Annotated in this window: 19 protein-coding genes, 1 tRNA gene, 1 pseudogene and 1 riboswitch; of the genes and pseudogenes, 11 read left to right on the top strand and 10 right to left on the bottom strand. The window is 64.3% G+C overall.

Features of this window, described 5'->3' with window-relative positions; all coding sequences use genetic code 11:
• Window positions 1-5 precede the first annotated feature (5 nt).
• From cobO to CK224_RS03945, 5 genes are all read right to left on the bottom strand, one after another.
• On the bottom strand, window positions 6-635 hold the full coding sequence (cobO, locus tag CK224_RS03925) for a cob(I)yrinic acid a,c-diamide adenosyltransferase (RefSeq protein ID WP_095778518.1): 630 nt from the start codon (window positions 633-635) through the stop codon (window positions 6-8).
• A 1-nt stretch (window position 636) separates the two neighbouring features.
• Window positions 637-1,158 carry a bifunctional adenosylcobinamide kinase/adenosylcobinamide-phosphate guanylyltransferase gene (gene cobU / locus CK224_RS03930; RefSeq protein WP_095780830.1) on the bottom strand — a complete coding sequence of 174 codons (522 nt, stop codon included), beginning with the start codon at window positions 1,156-1,158 and terminating at the stop codon, window positions 637-639.
• Window positions 1,151-1,948 carry a CbtA family protein gene (locus tag CK224_RS03935; protein ID WP_095780831.1) on the bottom strand — a complete coding sequence of 266 codons (798 nt, stop codon included), beginning with the start codon at window positions 1,946-1,948 and terminating at the stop codon, window positions 1,151-1,153. Before CK224_RS03935 ends, cobU begins: the two co-directional genes overlap by 8 nt.
• A 15-nt stretch (window positions 1,949-1,963) precedes the next feature.
• On the bottom strand, window positions 1,964-2,143 hold the full coding sequence (locus tag CK224_RS03940) for a CbtB domain-containing protein (RefSeq protein WP_095780832.1): 180 nt from the start codon (window positions 2,141-2,143) through the stop codon (window positions 1,964-1,966).
• 36 nt (window positions 2,144-2,179) lie between these two features.
• Window positions 2,180-2,379, bottom strand: a riboswitch (cobalamin riboswitch).
• A 70-nt stretch (window positions 2,380-2,449) separates the two neighbouring features.
• On the bottom strand, window positions 2,450-3,136 hold the full coding sequence (locus CK224_RS03945; RefSeq protein WP_095780833.1) for a gamma-glutamylcyclotransferase: 687 nt from the start codon (window positions 3,134-3,136) through the stop codon (window positions 2,450-2,452).
• A 141-nt stretch (window positions 3,137-3,277) separates the two neighbouring features.
• Here CK224_RS03945 and CK224_RS03950 point away from each other — a divergent pair, with 141 nt between their 5' ends.
• Window positions 3,278-4,468 (top strand): aromatic ring-hydroxylating dioxygenase subunit alpha, encoded by a 1,191-nt coding sequence (locus CK224_RS03950; protein ID WP_095780834.1) that lies wholly within the window; start codon window positions 3,278-3,280, stop codon window positions 4,466-4,468.
• On the opposite strand, the pseudogene CK224_RS32445 reads toward CK224_RS03950, so the two are convergent.
• Window positions 4,447-5,646, bottom strand: a pseudogene (locus CK224_RS32445) (MFS transporter). The gene CK224_RS03950 and the pseudogene CK224_RS32445 overlap by 22 nt on opposite strands.
• 225 nt (window positions 5,647-5,871) lie before the next feature.
• On the opposite strand from CK224_RS32445, the gene CK224_RS03960 reads away from it, so the two are divergent.
• Together CK224_RS03960 and CK224_RS03965 are read left to right on the top strand one after the other, a co-directional pair.
• Window positions 5,872-6,873, top strand: a complete 1,002-nt coding sequence (locus tag CK224_RS03960; RefSeq protein ID WP_095780835.1) for a DUF1624 domain-containing protein — start codon at window positions 5,872-5,874, stop codon at window positions 6,871-6,873.
• Complete coding sequence (locus CK224_RS03965; protein ID WP_066999543.1) at window positions 6,870-7,349, top strand: isoprenylcysteine carboxylmethyltransferase family protein; 480 nt, start codon at window positions 6,870-6,872, stop codon at window positions 7,347-7,349. The genes CK224_RS03960 and CK224_RS03965 overlap by 4 nt, the downstream gene beginning before the upstream one ends.
• A gap of 144 nt (window positions 7,350-7,493) precedes the next feature.
• Here the strand turns inward: CK224_RS03965 and CK224_RS03970 are convergent, their stop codons facing one another.
• Window positions 7,494-7,880 carry a MerR family DNA-binding transcriptional regulator gene (locus CK224_RS03970; RefSeq protein ID WP_040969921.1) on the bottom strand — a complete coding sequence of 129 codons (387 nt, stop codon included), beginning with the start codon at window positions 7,878-7,880 and terminating at the stop codon, window positions 7,494-7,496.
• A gap of 144 nt (window positions 7,881-8,024) precedes the next feature.
• The gene (mgtE, locus tag CK224_RS03975; protein WP_067329211.1) at window positions 8,025-9,443 is read right to left on the bottom strand and encodes a magnesium transporter; all 1,419 of its coding nucleotides are present in this window, start codon (window positions 9,441-9,443) and stop codon (window positions 8,025-8,027) included.
• A 391-nt stretch (window positions 9,444-9,834) separates the two neighbouring features.
• On the opposite strand from mgtE, the gene CK224_RS03980 reads away from it, so the two are divergent.
• The 7 genes from CK224_RS03980 (at window position 9,835) to CK224_RS04010 (ending at window position 18,667) form a co-directional block, all read left to right on the top strand.
• Window positions 9,835-10,458, top strand: a complete 624-nt coding sequence (locus CK224_RS03980; RefSeq protein WP_095780913.1) for a response regulator transcription factor — start codon at window positions 9,835-9,837, stop codon at window positions 10,456-10,458.
• Window positions 10,459-10,579: 121 nt separating this feature from the next.
• Entirely contained in the window at window positions 10,580-11,770 is a 1,191-nt protein-coding gene (locus CK224_RS03985) for an aminotransferase class V-fold PLP-dependent enzyme (RefSeq protein ID WP_095778527.1), read from the top strand.
• A gap of 10 nt (window positions 11,771-11,780) precedes the next feature.
• Window positions 11,781-12,743 carry a CoA ester lyase gene (locus tag CK224_RS03990; RefSeq protein ID WP_095780836.1) on the top strand — a complete coding sequence of 321 codons (963 nt, stop codon included), beginning with the start codon at window positions 11,781-11,783 and terminating at the stop codon, window positions 12,741-12,743.
• Window positions 12,744-12,760: 17 nt separating this feature from the next.
• Window positions 12,761-13,948 carry a malate--CoA ligase subunit beta gene (locus tag CK224_RS03995; RefSeq protein ID WP_095780837.1) on the top strand — a complete coding sequence of 396 codons (1,188 nt, stop codon included), beginning with the start codon at window positions 12,761-12,763 and terminating at the stop codon, window positions 13,946-13,948.
• A gap of 13 nt (window positions 13,949-13,961) precedes the next feature.
• On the top strand, window positions 13,962-14,861 hold the full coding sequence (gene sucD, locus CK224_RS04000) for a succinate--CoA ligase subunit alpha (protein WP_067001220.1): 900 nt from the start codon (window positions 13,962-13,964) through the stop codon (window positions 14,859-14,861).
• Between the two features lie 86 nt (window positions 14,862-14,947).
• Window positions 14,948-15,916, top strand: a complete 969-nt coding sequence (locus tag CK224_RS04005; RefSeq protein WP_095780838.1) for a D-glycerate dehydrogenase — start codon at window positions 14,948-14,950, stop codon at window positions 15,914-15,916.
• Between the two features lie 66 nt (window positions 15,917-15,982).
• Window positions 15,983-18,667 (top strand): phosphoenolpyruvate carboxylase, encoded by a 2,685-nt coding sequence (locus CK224_RS04010; RefSeq protein ID WP_095780839.1) that lies wholly within the window; start codon window positions 15,983-15,985, stop codon window positions 18,665-18,667.
• Window positions 18,668-18,812: 145 nt separating this feature from the next.
• Here CK224_RS04010 and CK224_RS04015 read toward each other — a convergent pair.
• Window positions 18,813-18,897, bottom strand: a tRNA-Leu gene (locus tag CK224_RS04015).
• A gap of 239 nt (window positions 18,898-19,136) precedes the next feature.
• Here CK224_RS04015 and lipB point away from each other — a divergent pair.
• On the top strand, window positions 19,137-19,880 hold the full coding sequence (lipB, locus tag CK224_RS04020; protein WP_095780840.1) for a lipoyl(octanoyl) transferase LipB: 744 nt from the start codon (window positions 19,137-19,139) through the stop codon (window positions 19,878-19,880).
• Between the two features lie 10 nt (window positions 19,881-19,890).
• Here lipB and CK224_RS04025 read toward each other — a convergent pair whose 3' ends face one another.
• The gene (locus CK224_RS04025) at window positions 19,891-21,141 is read right to left on the bottom strand and encodes an SRPBCC family protein (RefSeq protein WP_095780841.1); all 1,251 of its coding nucleotides are present in this window, start codon (window positions 21,139-21,141) and stop codon (window positions 19,891-19,893) included.
• Between the last annotated feature and the right edge of the window lie 430 nt (window positions 21,142-21,571).

A 21,571-nucleotide genomic window follows, 5' to 3' on the forward strand; every position in this document is an offset into this window, starting at 1 on the left:
GCGCCTCAGAATTCAATCCCCTGCTGCGCCTTCACGCCGGCCGCAAAATGGTGCTTGGTCTGCCCCATCTCGGTGACGAGATCGGCCGCCTCGACCAGCAGCGGCTTGGCATTGCGGCCGGTGACGACGACATGCAAGCCCTCGCGACGCGCCTTCAGCGCCGCGACCACCTTTTCCAGCTCGAGATAGTCGTAGCGCAGAGCGATGTTGAGCTCGTCGAGGACCACGAGGCTGATTGACGGGTCGGCAATCAGCTCGAGCGCCCTCGCCCAGGCAGCCTCGGCGGCGGCAATGTCGCGCTTCAGGTCCTGCGTCTCCCAGGTGAAGCCCTCGCCCATCGCGTGCCAGACGACGCGATCGCCGAAAGCGGCGAAGGCATCCTTCTCGCCCGTGTGCCATTTGCCCTTGATGAATTGGATGACGCCAACGCGCTTGCCGTAGCCGAGCATCCTCAGCGCCAGGCCGAACGCAGCCGTGGTCTTGCCCTTGCCCGGCCCCGTGTTGACGATGAGCAGTCCCTTCTCGATCGTCTTGCCGGCCACCTCGGCATCCTGCACCGCCTTGCGCTTGGCCATCTTCGCGCGATGGCGCTCGGCATCCTTGTCGTCGATGATCGTGTCTTTGATCTCGCCCATGTCACTTCACCTTGAGCGGCAGCCCCGCCACCATCATCAGCACGCTGTCGGCGACAGCCGCGACCTGCTGGTTGAGCCGCCCTGCGGCGTCGCGGAACCGGCGCGCCAGCGCATTGTCCGGCACGATGCCGAGCCCGACTTCGTTGGATACCACAAACCACGGTCCGCGCGGCTGCGAAAGCACATCCGAGAGCCGCCGGCACTCGGCCGCGATATCGTGGTCCGCCAGCATATGATTGCTCAGCCACAATGTCAGGCAATCGATCAGCACAGGCTGGTGATCGGGCAAGGCCTCGATCGCGGCGACCAGGTCGAGCGGAGCATCGACGGTGACCCAGCCTTTGCCACGGCGCGAGCGATGCAGCGCGATGCGCTCGCGCATCTCCTCGTCATAGGCCTGCGCTGTGGCGATATAGGCCCAAGGCGACGGGCTTGCCGCCACCAGGCACTCGGCATGCGCGCTCTTGCCGGAGCGCGCACCGCCGATGATGAAGGTCAGATGGCCCTCCGCGCGATCAGGCAAAGCTGTCGCGCAGGCTGGTCGACGTACCGGTGAAGCGGCCGCGCACCACACCGACGGCCGCACCGAGCACCAGCCAGAAGACCAGATCGGTGAGGGTCACCGCCACCACGAACTGATGGTGCAGCCCCTCGGGAATCGCCGTCTCGAAGCTGACGGGCTGCGGCGCGCCGACTACGTGCGGAGCGACGATCAGCACGACCGCCAGAATTGCCAAGGGCAGCGACTTGCGAAAGGCGATCAATCCAAGGCCGACCGCGGTTGCGGCCACCGTCGAAATCCACCAGATCTGGCGCGGCAGAAGTTCCGCCGCCGGCATGGCCGGCAGTTCCGGCGGCAGGCCGAGGCCGGGCGCGAGCGTGAAAACCGCAAAGCCGGCAAGACCCCAGAACACGCCCTGGCGCCAGCTGCCGATGCCACCGGCGAATTCCGAGACCGCGACCAGGATCAGCGCGAAGCCGATGCCGGTGACGATGTTGGCGACAACGTTGAAGGCGAAGCGCTCGAAGCCGTCGGCCGGAGCCCAGCCCTCGTCCTCGGTCGGAGCCGCCGCTTCCGTCGACGCAGGAACGGCGCTGCTCATCGCATTGCCTACCGGTTCGGCCGAGCTCATGGCAGGGCTAGTTCCAGTGTTGGCGGCATGGTCGTGGTGATGACCGCCGCCCGCCTTTTCATAGACTTCCGCTTTGAGGATCAGCGGCACGGTCGCATAGGCCTGCATGCAGGCAAGCGCGATGCCCGCCACGAGCCCTGCGATCGCCGCGACGAACACGACGTTGCGAAACAGATTCATGATATCGGGCCTTCGTCAGTGGCAGGGAAAAGCCATCGAGTGACGATAGTCGTGGGCAGCGTTGTGGACTGCATCGATGTGCGAGAAGCCGACAAAACCGACGACGAAAATGCCGAGCAGCGCGGCGAGAGCCAGCTGCATGATGCGCGACTGCGAGGAGACGGAGGCGCCGAGGGAGACGGAAGCGGTATTCATGTCTTGTCCTTTCGCCCTCCACCCGAGGGCATCGAAGTCAACTTTCCTGTCGCCGGCAGGTCTCCTGGCTCGCGGATTCGCACCCTTCCCCACCTTCCCGAGGACAAACCTCAGTGGTTCTATGGAGAGGACTACCGCACACAGTTGCGGGGGCAGCCACGGCTTAGGGCAAAGACTCCACCCTCACCGCATTCCCTCTTGGCTCCAAAAACGGAACCGACGACGCCATCGACTATAGGCAGAATCGTCGCGACCGGCAAACCAAATTCCGTCACGCCGCAGCGTGATTGCGGCACCGGTTTCGGACTAAGATCCGGCGATCCGCTCGGCAACGAGCTGCTGCAATCGCCACAAATGGCGGTCGTGAATACCGCGCTGTTCGAGGTTCTTCACGGTGTTGTAGAGATAGTCGGCGCCTGAACCCCAGTGGCCGCACGAGGTCGCCAGCCTTTCGACCACCTCGTCTTCGTTGAGTGGGCCGGCATAGGTCGTGCCTTTGCGATTGATAACGAAGGCAAGCGCTCTCAACGGTCCCTTGTCGGTTGCGAGTTGCAGCAGGCGAGGTCGGTAGCTGGTCGGCTTCAGCGTCATCTCGCGGCGAAAAAGCCTGTCCAACGCCTGCCGGCGGTCACCACCGTTCAGGCGGAAAGCAACGCCCTTGCATTGGCCGCCACGATCCAGCGCCATCATCAGGCCGGGGCTTTGCTTGGTGCCGCGCCAGCGCGTCATCTTCATGCAGAAGGAGCGATGCCAGCCGCGAGCCACGGCGACGCGCTCCTCAAAATGCTCGATTTCCGGTTTCCAGATCAGCGAGCCGTAGCCGAACAGCCAGAGAGGCTCGGTTGCAGGTAGCTCGGCCTCGAATGCATCCAGCATGGCTTCATAGTCGCTGTCCACGAGATGCTCGGCATCCGGGTCGGGCCCCGGGTCATCGACCGCGCGAAAACAGCGGGCGACCAGTTCCACGGTCAGCGACATCGTTCTTGCAGGCATACTTTGCAATCCTGGGCAGCCGGCGAAACCGCAGGCGATTACGAAGTGACCTTAAGGGCAGCACCCGGAAGCGACAATGGCCGCGCAATTGACAACGGTCCTGCCCGGGTGTCGGCTGTCGCCAGCCAAGGGGAGCCGCTCATGCAGCCAAATCCTAGCGAACACAGCCGCTACAATGGCCTCACCTGCCTCGAGCCGACGTTGCCTGCAAGCGCCTATCGGGAAGCCGACGCTTACCGGCTCGATCTCGAAGCGATCTGGTATCGGAGCTGGCTCATGGTTTGCCGCGAAGCCGATCTCGCGGAACCTCTTGCCTTTCGAACCGCGCGTATCGGCTCGCAGGAGGTCGTCGTGCTGCGCGACGAGACCGGGAGCTTGCGCGCCTTCCACAACACCTGCCGGCATCGCGGCTCGCAGCTCTGCCAGGGAAGCGAAGGGCGGCTGAAGGCAAGGCTGCTCACCTGCCCCTACCACGCCTGGTCCTATTCGCTGCGCGGCGATCTCGTCCGTGTCCCATCGAAATCGCTGCCCGAAGGCTTCGACAAGGACAATTATCCGCTCTACGGGGTGGCGCTGTCAGTGTGGCGCGGCCTCGTCTTCATCAATCTCGCAGAGGATCCCGATGGCTCGGCGGAAGCCTCCTTCGACTCCGCCTCCCGCGATCTTTCGAATTGGCCGCTGGAGACGCTCGTCCCCGGGCACCGGCTCACCAAGGTGATGAACTGCAACTGGAAAATCTTCTGGGAGAACTTCAACGAATGCCTGCATTGCCCGGGCGTGCACAAGGACCTGTCGCGGCTGGTGCCGATCTATGGGCGCGGCCTGATCGCGAGGCATGACGATCCGGAATGGGCGCGCTATGCGGATAATGATGCGCCGGAGTTTTCCGGCGGCCTGCGCGCGGGCGCCGAGACCTGGTCGCGCGACGGACGCGTCCATGGACCGGTCTTTGCCGACCTGACGCCGGCCGAGCGAGCCGCCGGCCAGACCTACGCTACCTCGCTGCCCTCGATGTTCATCGTCGGCCATGTCGACTATGTCCGCACGGTGCGGTTGACCCCGCTCGGGCCGGAGCAAACGGAGCTCACCGCCGAATGGCTGTTCGCGCCCGATGCCCTGGCACAAACCGATATCGACAACATCGTCGCCTTCGGCGCGCAGGTGCTGGAGGAGGACGCCGCGATCTGCGAGATCAACCAGAAGGGCCTGCACTCGATCCGCCACCAGGCCGGCGTGCTGATGCCCGAGGAGTACGATTTGCGCCGCTTCCACGAGTGGGTGCGTGGGCGCCATGCCGCGTTGCAGCCCGATCAAAACGACTTCGGCAGATAGCGCCAGGTGAAGAAGCCACAGAAGGCGGCCAACAGGCCGAGCGTGACGAACACCGAGCCGAGACCGAAGAAGGTCAGCACCACCGAATAGACCAGCGGCGGCGTCAGCTCGGAAAAATCGAGATAGGTTCGGTAGACAGCCGCCATCTGCGCTCGTTCATAGGAACGCACCGAGCGCATGAAGGCTGTCGAGCCTAGCGCGTCGAGCGCAATGCTGAACAAGGCGCCGCCGAGCAGGAAGGCGGCGGTGAGCAGCGGCGCGGCGGCGCCGACGCCGCCGGCCACGAAGAGCATCGCCGCCATGGCGAAATAGGCGAAAGCCATGGTCCGACGGCCGCCGAAGCGCTTTCCCGCCCTGCCCCAGAAGATCGCCATGAACAGAAGCGCATTGCCGGCCGAAACCAGCAGCCCGCCGGCAAGCTTGCCCTCGCCCGTGATCACCATGAACAGCGGGCCATAGACGAAGAAGGTCGTTCAGAAACACGAGCGCCCGAAGGCGATCAGCCACGCGAGGCGCAACCGCGGCTGCGCGACGAAGCGGCCGATATTGGCGAGCGGGTTGATCGGACGGCTCTTGCCGGGACGGATCGAAGGGTTGTCGCCCAGCCGATAGGTCCAGAACAACGCCAGCAGCGCCAGCGCGAAAGCCACGACCGCGCCGTGCGCGGCATAAATCCCGAAGCGCGTATAGAGGAAAATGCCGAGCGTCGGCCCGCCGGTCCAGGCGAACATCGACCAAGCCATGCGCAGCGATTCCGCCTGCATGAAGTCGGTCTTGCGGATGTGGTCCATGATGTAGAGGTTAAGTGTGATGGACAGCGCGCTCGCCCCCATGACGCGGCACAGCATCCCGGCGAGTTGTCCCGGCAGCGTGTGGGTGACGAAGAACACCGAGCCGATCGCCAGCATCAGGCAGCCGGCCGTGTAGACCCAGCGCCGCGCGAAGCGGCGGATCAGCATCGGCATGAACAGCGTCACCGACAGCCCGAGCAGCGACACGATGGTGTAGAGGATCGAGACGATCTGCTCATTGTGCAGGATCTCGTAGGCTTGGATCGGGATGACGCTGGAGATGGTGGCGCGAGCAAAGGATTCGACCGCATAGAGCGAAGCGAAGGTGCGCGCATCCGCGGGCCTGAGAGCCGGAAGCCAGATCGGATGGCGCACATGGGTGGACATCGGCCCTCCGAAAAGTGAATCGCTCGCCAAATCTGGCCGGACCAGTAGCGGACCGGTAGCAGGAAACCGACTCCGAGAGGCCGAAAAGCGAAGCCGGCCGAAGGCTTTCCGCCGCTGGCCTAAGCGGCTTGCCATGCCGCCGGAATCGCAACAGCCGATCCACCCTCTGTTGTTCGCCCGAACCGTGATAGTCGTTTGGCACGACTGAATCGGATTGCGAGATCAATGACCCTTCAGACGACCGGCGACGCCGTTCAGGACGCGCCGAAACACGGCCGCATCGTCGCCATCGACGTCCTGCGCGGCATCGCGCTGATTGCGATGGCGAGCTATCATTTCACCTGGGATCTCGAAAACTTCGGCTACACCTCGCCGGGCCTCACCGCCTTCGGTTGGTGGAAGCTCTACGCCCGCTGCATCGCCTCGACTTTTCTGTTCCTGGTCGGTGTCAGCCTGTTCCTCGCACATGGCCGCCATATCCGTTGGCCTGGCTTCTGGAAGCGCTTTGCGATGGTTGCGATTGCGGCGATCGCCATCTCGGTCGTCACCTATATCGCCACGCCGGACGGCTTCATCTTCTTCGGCATCCTGCACGAGATCGCGCTGGCAAGCCTGCTCGGCCTGGCTTTTCTCAGGCTGCCGACATTGCTGACGGCGATCGTCGCCGCGGCCGTGATTGCGGCGCCCTATTATCTGCGGTCGGAAGTCTTCGACCATCCGGCGCTATGGTGGGTCGGGCTGTCGCCGACCAACCCGCGCTCGAACGACTATGTGCCGCTGTTTCCCTGGTTCGGCGCAGTGCTTGCCGCCATCGCGGTCGTCAAGCTCGCTTCGGCATCCGGGCTTCTCGCCCGGCTGGCGACCTGGATGCCCGGACGCTGGTCGAACCCGCTGACTTTCATCGGCCGGCACAGCCTCGCCTTCTATCTCATCCACCAGCCGCTTCTGTTCGGCTCGGTGTGGCTGTTCTCGCAGGTGATGCCGGCCGCGCCACAAGACAAGGACGCTGGTTTCCTGTCGGCTTGCCAGGCGCAGTGCGAACAGCAGCGGGACAGCAAGTTCTGTTCCAGCTATTGTGGCTGCATGCTGGACACGCTGAAGGGCGAAGCGTCTCTCGACAAGCTCTACAGCAACGACCAGTCCAGCGCCTGGAAATCGCATCTGGCCGATCTGGCGAGCACCTGCACCGCCGGGACCGAGGACGAAATGGAGGGAGGGCAGCAATGACCGGTATCGCAAAGCCCGGACACGGGATCATTCCCTGGCCGCCTGTGATCTATGTCGTCGCGATCGCGCTGAGCGTCGTGCTCGGCATGCTCTACCCGCTGCCCTGGATCGGAGACATATTCGGCGCTATCCTCGTCGGCGCCGGCTGGGTAGCGCTCTTTGGCGTGGCAGCGCTCTGGGTTACCGCGATCCGCTCCATGGTGCGCGCCAGGACGACGCTCAATCCCAATGCCGAGCCCGACCATCTGGTGACATCGGGGCCCTTCGGCATCACCCGCAACCCGATGTATCTCGCCAATACGCTGCTGTTGATCGGCGTCTCCTTCATCACCGGCATCGTATGGTTCCTGCTGTTCGCCTTCCTCGCTGCCTTCGCGACGCAGAAAATGGCGATCGAGAAGGAGGAAAAGATACTGGCGGCAAAGTTCGGCAAGAAATACCGCGATTACGCCAAGCGGGTCCGGCGCTGGATCTAAGGCTGTATCGACAATGAAGGTTGCTGGGTGCGAGCAGGCCCCGCACCTCTTTAGCAGAAGCATCCGCCACGAAGCTCGAAAGCTCCGGCCAATCTCGAACGTCTGCGACAGTTAACCTAGCTGAATTCCTTGGCTGTCAGCGGGCTACGTGTTGACACCCAGCTCCGCCAACCGTTCCACGCAGGACTCCTCGGCCTGGTCGAGCTCGGCAAGAGTCTCCTCGAGGTCGCGCCGTTTCTGGCGTAGGTCCTCGCGCTTTTCCTCGATGCGCTTGATCATCAGCTTGAGCTGGCCGACCTCGCCGGGCGGTTCCTTGTACATCTGGATGATTTCGCGGATTTCGGCGATCGAGAAGCCGAGCCGCTTGCCGCGCATGATCTGGCGGATCAGATGCCGGTCGGACGGGCGAAACAGCCGCGTGCGCCCGCGCCGGATCGGCTGCACCAGCCCCTCGTCCTCATAGAACCGCAACGTCCGGGTCGACACGTCGAATTCGCGCGTCAGCTCGGTGATCGTGTAATATTCCCGCATTCTCGCTCCCACGCCCAAACGTCCAAGCGTCGCCACGCAGAAGCGTCGCCCTTTCTCCAATCAACCCCGTCTGTGCCGGAATCGGCATCTGACCCTAGGGCAACGTCGCACGGCATTTACGTAAAAGTCAATTATAGCACTGTCTTAAGGAACGCCAAACCACCAGGTGGCCAATCCGAGGAAGGCAAAGAAGCCGACGCAGTCGGTGACCGTCGTGACGAAGACGGCGGAGGCTACCGCCGGGTCGATCTTGAAGCGGTCGAGCAGCAGCGGGATGAGAATGCCTGCCAGGGCCGCCGCGAACATGTTGATGATCATCGCCGCCGCGATAATGCCCCCCAGGTTGGGGTCGTGGAACCACAGTCCAGCAACCATGCCGATCAGCACCGCAAAGACGATGCCGTTGATGAAGCCCACTCCCACCTCACGGCGGATGATCCGGGCGGCGTTGTAGATGTCCAGATCCCTGGTCGCCAGCGCCCGCACCGTGACGGTCATCGTCTGCGAGCCGGCATTGCCGCCCATGCCGGCAACGATCGGCATCAGCACCGCGAGCGCCACGATATGCTCGATGGTCTGGTCGAACAGGCCAATCACCGAGGCCGCGAGAAACGCCGTGACCAGATTGACCAGCAGCCACGGCACACGCGATCGCGAGGTCGCAAGCACGGTGTCGGATAGCTCTTCGTCGCCGACGCCGCCCATGCGCAGAAGGTCCTCCTCTGCCTCCTGCTGGATGACGTCGACCACGTCGTCGATGGTGAGCACGCCGACCAGACGCTCGTTCTCGTCGACCACGGCGGCCGATAGCAGATCGTACTGCTCGAATTCCCGCGCCGCCTCTTCCTGGTCCATGGTGGCAGGGATGGCATGGCGCGTTTCATGCATCACCTCCTCGACCTTCACCGCGCGCTTGGTGCGCAGGATCTGGTCGAGATCGATGGCACCGAGCAGTTTGAAGCTCGGATCGATGACGAAGATCTGGCTGAAGCGATCGGGAAGGTTCTTGTCCTCGCGCATGTAGTCGATCGTCTGGCCGATGGTCCAGAACGGCGGCACGGCGACGAACTCGGTCTGCATGCGCCGGCCGGCCGTCTCTTCCGGATAGTCGAGAGCGCGCCGCAGCCGGATGCGCTCGGTGAACGGCAATTGCGACAGGATCTCGTCCTGGTCCTCCTGGTCGAGGTCTTCCAGGATGTAGACGGCGTCGTCGGAATCGAGTTCCTGCACCGCCTGCGCGATCTGCTCGTTTGGCAAATTGTCGACGATGTCGAGCCGGATCGCCTCATCCACCTCAGTCAGCGCCGAAAAGTCGAAATCCGAGCCAAGCAATTCGACCAGCGCGCGGCGCTGCTCGGGATGGAGTGCTTCCAGCAGATCGCCGAGTTCCGACTGATGCAAGTCGTCGACTTCGCGTTTTAAGATGAGCGTGTCGCGATCGGCGATGGCCGCGCCGATCTGCGCAAGGAAGGCAGAACGGACGGCGCCGTCCTCGCCATAGATGTCGGCGCCGCCTTCCTCGACGGTCCTGGCGCCGGTCGTCTCTCTGTCCTGGCCTTCCACCAGCGCCTCCCGCCAACAGCAATCCGGAAAGGGTGTGAATCAGGTCTAGAGCATGAGCCCGAAAAGTGGAAACCGCATTTCGGGAAATCCGATGCTTATGCGGCAGATAGGGTCGAGACACGATTCGTCCTGAGAAAATATAGCCGTAGCGCGCGGAATATTCAGAGAAATGTCCCCGCGACGCCTCCCGGTAAAGGCGGGTCGCGCCGCATTTGCGGGTTCAGCCGCCGCGACAGCGCATGTCGCTGCGGAAAGAGCGCCCTTTTGCTGTTGGGGCAGAATTGCCATGATGCAGGTCCAGGTGGATCGGCAAGCGCGAGATCGACAGGACAATCGGCAGGCCTTGAACCTCAAGTCCCGGAAAACGAACGAAGCAGTTGGCGAGCAGCGCGTGCGTGTTATCGTCGCCGAGCGCAATCCGCTTGTCGTGTCTGCGCTTCGCGAGATGCTGGAATGCGACGGGCGTTTCGAGCTGTTGAGCTCCGTGCCGAGCGGCAAGCAATTCCTGGAATTGGCGGCGAACACCGGGTTCGACGTCGCCGTCATCGGCTGGAAGCTCGCCGACATGGATGGCGCCGATGTCCTGGCGGAAATCCAGAACCGCAAGCTCGACCTGCGCATCACGGTCTTTTCCAATGATCATGACATCGGCATCCTGAAGCAGTGCGTGCGGCTCGGCGCCCAGGGCTATTGCTTTCAGTTCGACGATCCCTCGATCATATTCGAGACGATCCTGGCGGTCGCGCATGGGCGCATCTGCATCCCTTACATCGACATCAACAAGGTCAACGATACGCCGCTGTCGCAACTCACCGTGCGCGAGCGCGAATTGCTTGCGGTGCTTTCCGATGGCTGGACCAATCTCCAGATCGCGACCCGCACCGGGATCTCCGAGAACACGGTGAAGTACCATCTCAAAAATCTTTACGACAAGCTTGACGTGCGCAACCGCGCCATGGCTGTCGCGCTCTATGCCAACGAGAAGCGACGCGGCTCCAAATCGCCTTTCGGGTAGGCGGATCGGGTAGGCTCGACCTACCCACGCGTGGCGACAACTTACCCGGCAAGGTGTTGTCGCTCGGCGCCATCGACATGAAACTTCCTCCAGCATTCCAAAACGCAGGAGGAGTTTGCGCATGGCCGGGTTTACCCATCTTTTCATCCCTGGACCCACCAACATTCCTGAAGAGGTCCGGCAGGCGATGAACCTGCCGATGGAAGACATGCGCGCCGCCTCCTTCCCCAATCTTACGCTGCCGCTGTTCGAGGACATCAAGAAGGTTTTCAAGAACGAGACCGGCCGCGTCTTCATCTATCCGTCGTCCGGCACCGGCGCCTGGGAAGCGGCGATGACGAACGTGCTCAACCCGGGCGACCGGGTGCTGATGTCGCGCTTCGGCCAGTTCTCGCATCTGTGGGTCGATATGGCCGAGCGCCTCGGCTTCGACGTCGACGTCATCGATTGCGAATGGGGAACCGGCGTCCCGCTCGACCTCTATGCCGAAAGGCTGCGGGCGGACAAGTCGCACCAGATCAAGGCGGTCTTCTGCACGCAAAACGAGACCGCGACCGGCGTTACCAGCGACGTCGCTGGCTGCCGAGCGGTGCTCGATGCGGTGAACCACCCAGCGCTCCTCTTCGTCGACGGGGTCTCGTCGATCGGCTCGATCGACTTCCGTCAGGAGGAATGGCGCGTCGACTGCGCGGTAAGCGGCTCACAGAAAGGTTTCATGCTGCCCGCCGGCCTCGGCTTCCTGTCGGTCAGCAAGAAGGCGCTGGCGGCGTCGCGAGTCGCGACCCACCGGCGCTGCTACTTCTCCTTCGATGACATGATCCGCGCCAACGACGCCGGCTATTTCCCCTACACGCCCGCCACGCAGCTGCTGCGCGGCCTGCGCGCCTCGCTCGACCTGATCGCCGAGGAAGGGCTGGAGAACATCTTCGCCCGCCACCATCGCCTCGCCGAAGGCGTGCGCAAGGCCGTCGACGCTTGGGGGCTGAAGCTGTGCGCCAAGGCGCCGCAATGGCACTCCGATACGGTGAGCGCGATCCTGGTGCCGGAAGGCATCGACAGCGGCGACGTCGTCAAGCGCGCCTACCGCACCTATCAGACATCGCTCGGCGGCGGCCTCAACAAGGTCTTCGGCAAGGTCTTTCGCATCGGCCATCTCGGCTGGCTGAACGAGGTGATGGTCTGCGCCTCGCTGTCGGCGGCCGAAATGGCGCTGCTTGATTGCGGAGTGCGCCTGGCGCCGGGCTCGGGCGTGGCGGCTGCGATCGAGCATTTCCGGCGCACGGCCGCAATGCCGGTCGCCGAGGCGGCGTGAGGAACGGACGATGAGCCACACCATCAACCACCTCAAGAAGCTCAGGCTCCAGCGCAGCGAGCTGGCGGTTCCCGGCTCCAGCCCGGAAATGATCGACAAGGCGGCGAACAGCGCCGCCGACTTCGTCTTCCTCGACATCGAGGACGCGGTGGCGCCGCCCGACAAGGAGCGCGCGCGCAAGAACATCATCCAGGCGCTGAACGACATCGATTGGCGCGCCAAGGGCAAGACCGTGTCGGTGCGCATCAACGGCCTCGACACCCACTACATGTACCGCGACGTGGTCGACGTCATGGAACAGGCCGGCGACCGGCTCGACACGATCCTGGTGCCGAAGGTCGGCGTACCGGCGGACCTCTACATGGTCGAGGCCATGATCAACCAGATCGAGATGGCCAAGGGTTTCAAGACCCGGGTCGGCCTCGAAGCGCTGATCGAAACCGCGCTCGGCATGGCCAATGTCGAGGCGATCGCCGCCACGCCCGGCCGGCTCGAAGCGATGCATTTCGGCGTCGCCGATTACGCCGCCAGCAACAAGGCGCGCACCGTCAACATCGGCGGCCTCAACCCTGACTATCCCGGCGATCAGTGGCATTTCGCCCTGTCGCGCATGACTGTCGCCTGCCGCGCCTATGGCTTGCGCGCCATCGACGGACCGTTCGGCGATTTCTCCGACCCCGAAGGTTACACAGCAGCCGCCAGGCGCGCCGCCGCACTCGGCATCGAAGGCAAATGGGCGATCCATCCGTCGCAAATCGCTCTGGCCAACGACGTGTTCTCGCCGCCGGAAAAGGAGGTCACCCGCGCTCGCCGCATCCTTGAAGTGCTCAAGGAAGCGGAGGCGCTCGGCAAGGGCGCGGCGGCGCTCGACGGCAAGATGATCGACGCTGCCTCGGAACGCATGGCACGCAATGTTCTGGTGGTGAGCGAGGCGATCGAGCGCGCCAGCCAGGCGCATAGCGCAGCGCATTAGATTACCGGGAGGACAAGATGGACATTCACGAATACCAGGCCAAGGAACTGCTCGCCCGCCACGGCGTGCATGTCCCGCGCGGCGGCCTTGCCTACAGCCCCGAGCAGGCGACCTACCGGGCGCGCGAGATCGGCGGCTCGAAATGGGTGCTGAAGGCGCAGGTCCATTCCGGCGCACGCGGCAAAGCCGGCGGCATCAAGCTCTGCTCCAACGACGAGGAGATCTCCAACGCCGCCGAGGGCATGCTCGGCCGAAAGCTGGTCACCCAGCAGACCGGCCCGCGCGGCAAGCTGATCTCGCGCCTCTATCTCGAGGAAGCCGTCGACATCGCGCAGGAGCTCTATCTCGGCTTCGTGCTCGACCGGAAGGAAGAGCGCGTCATGATCGTGGCATCGGCCGCCGGCGGCATGGAGATCGAGGACATTTCCGAAAAGAAGCCGGATTCCATCATCCGCGCCACCGTCGATCCGGGCGTCGGCATGCAGGGCTTCCAGGCGCGCGAGATCGCCTTCGGCCTCGGACTTGAAAGCAACCTGATCGGCAAGGCGACCGAGACCATCCTCGGCTGCTACCAGGTGTTCCGCGACTACGACGCCTCGATGCTGGAGATCAATCCGCTGGTGGTGACCCGCGACGGCAGCCTCGTCGCGCTCGACGCCAAAATGTCGTTCGACGAGAACGCGCTGTTCCGCCGCCCGGAAATCTCGGAACTGCGCGACAAGAGCCAGGAAGACCCGCGTGAGACTTTTGCGAGCGATCGCGGTCTCTCCTATGTCGGGCTGGACGGCAATATCGGGTGCATCATCAACGGCGCAGGCCTCGCCATGGCGACGATGGACATGATCAAGATCGCCGGCGGCGAACCGGCCAATTTCCTCGACATCGGCGGCGGCGCTTCGCCCGAGCGGGTGGCGAAATCCTTCCGCGCCGTGCTCGGCGACAAGAATGTCGAGACCATCCTGGTCAACATCTTCGCCGGCATCAACCGCTGTGACTGGGTCGCCGAAGGCGTCATCAAGGCGATTCGCGAGGTCGGCGTCGACGTGCCGCTGGTGGTGCGCCTCTCCGGCACCAAGGTCGAGGAAGGACGCAAGATCCTGGCCGATTCCGGCGAGGCGGTGATCGTCGCCGATACGCTGGCCGAAGCCGCCGAAAAGGCCGTCGCCGCCTGGCGCGAAGGCACCAAGAACAAGAAAGCAGCCTGAGGGAGGTCGAGAAATGGCAATCCTGCTCAACCGCAGCACGCGCGTCATCGTCCAGGGTTTCACCGGCAAGATCGGCAGCTTCCACGCCGACGACATGAAGCGCTACGGCACAAAGCTGGTCGGCGGCGTCACCCCCGGCAAAGGCGGCCAGACGCATCTCGGCCTGCCCGTCTTCAACACCGTCAAGGGCGCTGTACGCGAGACCCGCGCCGAGGCGAGCATCGTCTTCGTGCCGCCGCCCTTCGCCGCCGATTCGATCATGGAGGCGGCGGACGCCGGCATTAAGCTTTGCGTCTGCATCACCGACGGCATCCCCTCCCAGGACATGATGCAGGTGAAGCGCTACATGCGCCGCTACCGCTTCGAGGACCGCATGCGGCTCGTCGGCCCGAACTGCGCCGGCGTCATCACGCCCGGACAGGCGTTGATGGGCATCATGCCCGGCAGCATCTATCTCCCCGGACGCGTTGGCATCGTCGGGCGCTCGGGCACGCTGGGCTACGAGGCCGCCTCGCAGATGAAGGCGTTGGGCATCGGTGTCTCGACCAGCGTCGGCATCGGCGGCGATCCGATCAATGGTTCGTCCTTCAAGGATATTCTTCAGCTCTTCGAGCGCGACGAGGACACCGACGCCGTGGTGATGATCGGCGAGATCGGCGGACCACAGGAAGCCGAGGCCGCGATCTGGGCGCGCGACAACATGCGAAAGCCGCTGATCGCCTACATCGCCGGACTTTCGGCGCCGAAGGGCCGCCGCATGGGCCATGCCGGCGCCATCATCTCCGCCTTCGGCGAGTCGGCGCAGGAAAAGGTCGAGATCCTGAAAGACGCCGGCGTCGTCATCGTGCCGACGCCTGCCTCCTTCGGCGAGGTCGTGGCCGATACGCTGGCGCGGACCAAGAAGGCGGCGTGACGGCCCCCACGGCCGCACATTCCACAAAAAGGTGAAGTCTGGGCCGGCGCAAACGTCGCGGCGGCCATCGACCAGCAGGAAACTCGATGAAACCGCGTTTGATTGTCACCCGCAGATGGCCGGCCGCCGTCGAAGCGATCCTCGCCGAACGCTTCGACACGACGTTCAACGACAGCGACGAGCCGCTGAGCCCTGCCGCGATGACGTCCGCCTTCGCGCATTTCGACGCGATCCTGGCGACGGTCAGCGACCGCTTGCCGGTTGCGGTGTTCCCCGAGACCGCCGCCCGCACCCGCATCATCGCCAATTTCGGCGTCGGCTTCAGCCATATCGATGTCGCGGCGGCCCGCGACCGCGACATCGTGGTGACCAACACGCCTGGCGTGCTGACCGATTGCACCGCCGACCTTGCGCTTAGCCTGATGCTGGCCGTCGCGCGCCGGACCGGCGAGGGCGAGCGGCAGTTGCGCGCCGGCGAGTGGCGAGGCTGGTCGCCGACCCACATGGCCGGGGCAAAAGTGTCGGGCAAGACCTTGGGTATTGTCGGCATGGGGCGCATCGGCAAAGCGACGGCCAGGCGCGCGCATTTCGGCTTCGGCATGAAGATCGTATTCTTCAACCGGTCACCGGTCGATGATGACGAGACGCGCGCTATGGGCGCGGAGCAGTTGCCGACTTTGGACGATGTGCTTACGGCATCCGATTTCGTCTCGCTGCACTGTCCGGGCGGCGCGGAAAACCGCCATCTCATCGATGCTCGAAGCCTGGGGTTGATGAAACGCGGCGCCTTCCTGATCAACACCGCGCGCGGCGACGTCGTCGACCAGGATGCCCTGATCGGTGCACTGCAACGGCGCGAGATCGCAGGTGCAGGTCTCGACGTCTTTGCCGACGAGCCCGCCGTTCCGGAAGCGCTGAAGCAGTTGGAGAACGTCGTGCTGTTGCCGCATCTCGGCAGCGCGACCGAGGAAACGCGGGTGGCGATGGGCATGAAGGTGGTGGAGAACCTGACCGCCTTCTTCGAAGGCCGCCCCGTCCCCGATCGGGTCGCCTGACAGCCGGCGCCGGCCTCCATTCAAGGCGCTGCTGCAGTTGCAATCGATGCAGCCGAGGAAAGCGGTTTGGAACAGAGCAGACGCATCAAATTTCGCGAGGACGAGCGCAGCCTCCTGTTGCGCCTGCTGCTTCAGGTCGCAAGCGCTCGTGAGCCCGAGGTCGCCGCCGTACTGAGCGGGCGTCGGTCGCTTGTCTCGCTTGCCGCGGAACAACGCATCCCGGCGCTTCAGGCGAGCGGCGTGTGGTTCCAGTTGTTGACGATTGCCGACGAGTTGCTTGCCATGCGGGCGCGGCGCGAACTCGAACAAGGCGCGGGCGCCGACGAGGTGACCGGGTCCTTCGCCAGCGTGGTCGCGCAGATGGCGGCGAACGGCCGCTCGGCGGGGGAAGTCCAGGCCACGCTCGATGAGCTATGTGTCGGGCCGACCATGACCGCGCACCCCACGGAGGCCAAGCGCGTCACGGTGCTGGAGATCCATCGCCGCATCTATCGCAAGTTGACCGAGCTCGACCAGCCGCGCTGGGCGCCGCGCGAACGCGACCTGTTGGTCGCCGATCTGGAAAGCGAGATCGAGCTTCTGTGGATGACGGGCGAGCTGCGACTTGAGCGCCCGACGGTCGAGGGCGAAATCGCCTGGGGCCTGCACTTCTTTCGCGAAGTCATCTTCGAGGCAACGCCGCAGCTCTACGGCAAGCTTCAAGGCGCGTTCGAGCGTCACTATCCGGGAGAGCCGATCAGAATCCCCTCCTTCATGCGCTATGCCTCGTGGATCGGCGGCGACCGCGACGGCAATCCAAATGTGACGGCCGCAGTCACCGCTCATGCCCTGGCCGAATACCGCAATATCGCCATAAGCTGGTATCTGACGCAGGTGCAGCGGCTGGTGACGGTGCTCAGCGCCAGCTCCAACGTCATCGACCTGCCGCCGAGCTTCAAGCCGGTGCTGCAAGCCGCGCTTGACAAAAGCGGGCAGGCGCAAGCGATTGCCGCCCGCAACCCCGATGAACCGCTTCGCCAATTCGCTTCGGCCATGCTTGCCCGGCTGGCGGCGACGCGCGACGGCGGCACGGCGGCATATCTCTCGGCGGAAGCGTTTCGTGCCGATCTCAACGCACTGTCTTCCGTTCTCGAATCGATCGGTGGGCGCGCGGTCGCCAGGCGCTTCGTCCAGCCTCTCATCTGGCAAGCCGGAAGCTTCGGCTTCCGTACGGTCTCGCTCGACATCCGGCAGAACTCCGCGGTCGTCAACCGGGTGCTGGCCGAGCTGTTTGCGCTGACAGATCCGGCCGACCCGGTCTCACCCGGCACGCCGCGATGGTCGGCGCACCTCCGCTCAAGCCTCAGCCAGGGCGAGCAACCGGAGATCGACGCAGGCCGGCTCTCGCCTGAGGCGGCCGAACTGCTTTCGACATTCTCTGTCATCGCCAGGCACAATTCGGGCGAGGATGCCGACGCCGTTGGCTCGTTCGTGCTCAGCATGACCCGCTCGGCCGACGACCTGCTCGCGGTGTATCTGCTGGCGCAATATTGCGGACTTTCGACCGCCCCTGGTAGTAGCGGCACGATCAGGCTGCGCATCGTGCCATTGTTCGAGACCATCGCCGATCTGCAGGCCGCTCCTGCCGTCCTGAATGATTTGCTCGGTGTTTCGCTGGTGCGGCGGACTGTGCGCGATTTTGGCGCGCGCCAGGAAATCATGCTTGGCTATTCGGATTCCAACAAGGACGGCGGCTTCCTCGCCTCCAATTGGGAACTGGCGAAAGCACAAAAGCGCCTTGCCGCAATCGGGCGCAAGCACAAGGTCAGGATCAGTTTCTTTCACGGTCGCGGCGGCTCCGTCAGCCGTGGCGGCGCGCCGACCGGCCGGGCGATCGCGGCGCAGCCGGCGGGCACTGTCGCCGGCAGAATGCGGGTAACGGAGCAGGGCGAGGTCGTTTCTTCGAAATTCGCCAATCGCGGCACCGGCCTCAACCAGCTCGAGGTTCTCGCCGCCGGCGTTCTGGCCCACAGTGTCGGATCGCCCGCTGATGTCGGGCCGAAGGAAACGCCGGAGTTCGACGAAGCGCACGAGGCTCTGGCGGGCATGTCGCAGGCATCCTATGCCCGGTTGATGGCCGAGCCCGGCTTCCTCGATTATTTCAACCAGGCGAGCCCCGTTGCGGAACTGGCGCTGCTGAAGATGGGCTCACGGCCGGATCGCCGTTTCGGCGCCAGTGGCATTGCCGACCTGCGCGCCATTCCATGGGTGTTCGCCTGGAGCCAGAACCGTCATCTGTTGACCGGCTGGTATGGCATCGGCAGCGCGCTGAACGCCTTTGTCACGGTGCGCGGCGAGGCCGGGCGCGAGCTTCTGGCCCGCATGTTCGAGCGCTCGCGCTTCTTCCGTCTGATCGTCGACGAGGCCGAGAAGACGCTCTACCAGTCCGACATGGAGATCGCGCAGCTCTACGCCGGCCTGGTAGCCGACGCCGATGCAGCTTGGCGAATCTACGGCCGCATCGGAGCCGAATACGAGCTGACGCGACGCCTGATCGGTGACCTCACCGGCGGCGATCTTTCCGCGCGCTTTCCGATGTTCAAGCGGCGTTTCGACAATCTGCGGCGACAGATGGACGACATCCACCGCCTGCAGGTCGATCTGCTGCGCGAGGTTCGGACCAGTCCCGGCACGGCGGATCGACGGCGGACGACCGACGCCCTGCTCGTCTCGATCAATTGCATCTCGGCCGGCCTTGGCTGGACGGGATAGGCCCGGTTTTTTTCAGAACGGAAGGGCTTGAAACCCAAAGCGGCGGCGCGGTCCGCAGGATCTGGCGCCGCTTTTGTTTTGGCCCGCAGAACGTCGGACGCGCCGCCTCACGGGCTCATCCAAGCAGTGCCTTTTTGGGGGAGAATGGTGCGGTCGAGAAGACTCGAACTTCCACGGGTTGCCCCACAGCGACCTCAACGCTGCGCGTCTACCAATTCCGCCACGACCGCACGTGGTAGGAGCCGGAACCGTCCGGCCCGGGGCCTGTAGCAAATCGTTTCCGGCGAAACAAGGGTGCCGTGCGGAATATTCGCTAATGCATGTCGCCCAAAAGTGCGTGGCGGTTTTTGGGAGACGACATGCTCAGACAAAGCTCCTGGCGCAATGCTCCACAGCCTGGACACGGGCCGGGCGAAACTGGACGTTTCAGCCAATTGCCGCCATATGGGGGGAGCATCGAGAAAGTTCCATGACAGAACGCAGCCAGATCGCCACGTCGTTCCTGCCCCTTCCCGGTTCGGCGCCGGTCGAGTGGGTCATCGAGCCCGGCCTGACGTCTTATCCCGACGCGCTCGCCTTCATGGAATCGCGCGCCGAGGCCATCCGCAATGGCGCTGCCGGCGAGATGGTCTGGCTGGTCGAGCATCCGCCGCTCTACACCGCCGGCACCAGCGCCCGTATCGAGGACCTCATCGACCCTGACCGCTTTCCGGTCTTTGCCGCGGGACGCGGCGGCGAATACACCTATCACGGCCCCGGCCAGCGCGTCGCCTATGTCATGCTCGACTTGAAGCGCCGGCGCGAGGATGTTCGCGCCTTCGTTGCCGCGCTCGAAGAGTGGATCATCGGCACGCTTGCCGCCTTCAACGTGCGCGGCGAGCGCCGCGAGGATCGCGTCGGCGTCTGGGTGGTGCGGCCGGATCGGCCTGCCCTGCCTGACGGCACGCCCGCCGAGGACAAGATCGCCGCAATCGGCATCAGGCTCAGGCGCTGGGTGAGCTTTCACGGCATTGCCATCAATGTCGAGCCGGAGCTTTCCCACTTCGGCGGCATCGTGCCCTGCGGCGTTTCGGACCATGGCGTGACCAGCCTCGTCGATCTCGGCCTTCCGGTCACCATGGCCGATCTCGATCTCGCGCTGAAATCCGCCTTCGAGGACGTGTTCGGGCCTGCCGCGGCCCCGGTCGCCGAGCCGGCCCGAAAGGCAGGGTAATCCGGCGCGGCTACATCAGTTGCGCGGAGGCCCAGAGCACGCCATAGCCGTGAATGGAAAAGACCGCCAGCAGCGCGCCGGCCATGGCCAGGCGATCGAAGGCGTGGATCGGCTTCAGCTCGTGACGCGGTTTCACGCCGCTGCCGACCGTGAGCAGGCTGAGGACCGAGAACACCGCGCCGGCGACGAGCAGGAAGCTTGGCGAGAAGCCGGCGCGCCAGCCGAGCGCCAGCAACGCGAACAGCAGCAGGAAGGAGGCCAGCGCCAGCGCGATCGGGCCCGGGCAGATTTGGCGCAGCACTTGGCCGCCGTCGAACTTCCACACCGGCACCAGATTGGCGATGTTGAACAGCGACGCGCAGCCGGCAAGCGTCGCCAGCAGCACTGCCGCCGAGCGGTGTCCTTCGCTGCCGGCAAGGCCGCTGGCGGCGATCAGCAGAGGCACCAGGAAAGCGGAGAAGCCCGCCCCCATCAGCGCCACGAAGGCGACCTCGAAGCGGCTGTCATACGGCCTGCCGCCCATGGCGATACCGCCGAGCAACGGAATGAAGATCATGCGCACCCGGCGATGCCCCGTCAGGCGGAATGCCGCCATGTGGCCAAGCTCGTGCAGCGCCACCACCGAAGTTAGGATGACAGCCAACGCCAGTCCCCCGAGGTTGAGGCCGAAGAACGGCCACAGGATGAAGGCCGAAAGCACGGCAAAGCCTATCTGGCTCACCGGATGCTCGAACCAGCCGCCCGTGCGATACGTTCCGGTTCTCGCCCAGACCTGCAACTTGGCGAGCTCGCGGCGCATGGCGAAGTAGCGGAAGATCAGGAAGGCGACGCCGCGATAGCGGTCGGTTTGCGTGAGCGTAACGCGCGTCGCATCGCCTTCGGGCGCGAGCGCGGTGGTTTCGCGATAGTCGGCCCAGAACGAGGGATCGAGAGCCGTGTCCTCAACGACGCGCATCGAGAAACGGCTGCCTTCCACCACATCGTCGAGCCGCGCCTTGCGTTCGATCGGCCGCCCGTCGCGCCCTTCCCAGGACAGCTTGATCGACGTCGTCCCCTCGCCGTCCATGGGTTCGGCAGAGAGGATTTCACCGGACCAGCCGGCGTCGCTGCCGAACGGCCACAGCGCCTGCCAGAGGCGATTCCGGCCAGCCTCGATCACGCGGCTGACCGTAACCGTGCGCAGCCCGAGCGGCACCGTCATCAAGAGAAAGATGAGTCCGAGATTTCCGGCCACGAGTGTGACCGTGGCGATGACCGACACTGCCCTTACTCCCTGTCTTTGCGAGGCAAGCTAGCGGGGGTGCGGCCAAGAAAAGCTTAACAATGGGCGGGCTCGTGCCCGTCCCAAACAGAGAGCGGACCCTTCATCCGCCCAAGGCGGCGGCCAGCCGCCTGCTCACATGGCGCCAATCCAGATCGCCATGGAAATGAGAAAGGTGCTCATGCAGACCAGCGAGACGACATCCTGAACCAGATCGGCCATAACTCTCTCCTGTTGTTAATATGTTCGCATTTGTTCTAATTTTGTTCGAATGTCAACGATCGAAGAACGGCATGCCGAGTGAATTCAGGCGATCCGTTTGGGCACGGTTAAGGAAAGGTTGACGAGACGATAGGCTCTTTTGAGCGCGCGGAGGGCAAGTCGAGATCAGGCCGAGCCGAGGATGGCGCTTTTGAGAACCGGAACGGCG

The organism is Mesorhizobium sp. WSM3862, assembly GCF_002294985.1.
Lineage (GTDB): Bacteria > Pseudomonadota > Alphaproteobacteria > Rhizobiales > Rhizobiaceae > Mesorhizobium.

Coding starts and splice junctions, on each gene's coding strand:
- sucD (WP_067001220.1), top strand. CDS start 13,962: ATGGCAATCCTGCTCAACCGCAGCACGCGCGTCATCGTCCAGGGTTTC.
- CK224_RS03960 (WP_095780835.1), top strand. CDS start 5,872: ATGACCCTTCAGACGACCGGCGACGCCGTTCAGGACGCGCCGAAACAC.
- CK224_RS03985 (WP_095778527.1), top strand. CDS start 10,580: ATGGCCGGGTTTACCCATCTTTTCATCCCTGGACCCACCAACATTCCT.
- CK224_RS03950 (WP_095780834.1), top strand. CDS start 3,278: ATGCAGCCAAATCCTAGCGAACACAGCCGCTACAATGGCCTCACCTGC.
- CK224_RS03965 (WP_066999543.1), top strand. CDS start 6,870: ATGACCGGTATCGCAAAGCCCGGACACGGGATCATTCCCTGGCCGCCT.
- CK224_RS03970 (WP_040969921.1), bottom strand. CDS start 7,880: ATGCGGGAATATTACACGATCACCGAGCTGACGCGCGAATTCGACGTG.
- CK224_RS03945 (WP_095780833.1), bottom strand. CDS start 3,136: ATGCCTGCAAGAACGATGTCGCTGACCGTGGAACTGGTCGCCCGCTGT.
- lipB (WP_095780840.1), top strand. CDS start 19,137: ATGACAGAACGCAGCCAGATCGCCACGTCGTTCCTGCCCCTTCCCGGT.
- CK224_RS03990 (WP_095780836.1), top strand. CDS start 11,781: ATGAGCCACACCATCAACCACCTCAAGAAGCTCAGGCTCCAGCGCAGC.
- CK224_RS03935 (WP_095780831.1), bottom strand. CDS start 1,948: ATGAATCTGTTTCGCAACGTCGTGTTCGTCGCGGCGATCGCAGGGCTC.
- CK224_RS04005 (WP_095780838.1), top strand. CDS start 14,948: ATGAAACCGCGTTTGATTGTCACCCGCAGATGGCCGGCCGCCGTCGAA.
- cobO (WP_095778518.1), bottom strand. CDS start 635: ATGGGCGAGATCAAAGACACGATCATCGACGACAAGGATGCCGAGCGC.
- CK224_RS03940 (WP_095780832.1), bottom strand. CDS start 2,143: ATGAATACCGCTTCCGTCTCCCTCGGCGCCTCCGTCTCCTCGCAGTCG.
- CK224_RS03995 (WP_095780837.1), top strand. CDS start 12,761: ATGGACATTCACGAATACCAGGCCAAGGAACTGCTCGCCCGCCACGGC.